The sequence below is a fragment of the Neisseria sp. P0022.S010 genome (genome assembly GCF_051956635.1).
In genome coordinates this window covers 1-445 of the sequence record NZ_JBQCXF010000908.1, presented here as the reverse complement: position 1 = coordinate 445, position 445 = coordinate 1, and the positions used below count along the sequence as shown (strand labels likewise).

Here is a 445-nt window from a genome sequence, read left to right as displayed (position 1 = left end):
CAAACACACAAACCACCCAAAAAACCCCAAACAACCCACCCACCCCCCAAACCCCAAAACCAAAAACCAAAACCAACAACAACCCCCACCACAAACCCACCACCACAAACCAAACACCCAAAACCCCCAAAAACCAACCCACCCAACCCAACACACCAAACAACAAAAAACCCAAAACCAACCCCACCCCCCCCAACCAACCTAACAACCCCAACACAACCACCACAACAAACAATAACACAACGCACGCCCAACCCCTCCACCACAACACTACAAACATCAATAACGACAGGGCGACTCCAAATGGATACGATAACGACCCTCGCAATCAGACGGCAGGCCCCGAACATGGTGTCCAGCACTCTGTTGACACTGGTGCATTCGAATGCGAAATCCACACCTTCGCCGTTGGTCAGTTTCTTCACCTCTTCAACGACGTCGACTT

General features: G+C 51.0%; 1 pseudogene. It reads right to left on the bottom strand.

Features of this window, described 5'->3' with window-relative positions:
* Window positions 1–398: pseudogene (locus tag ACTHUT_RS22045) on the bottom strand (hypothetical protein); the annotation flags it as partial.
* Window positions 399–445: the final 47 nt, after the last annotated feature.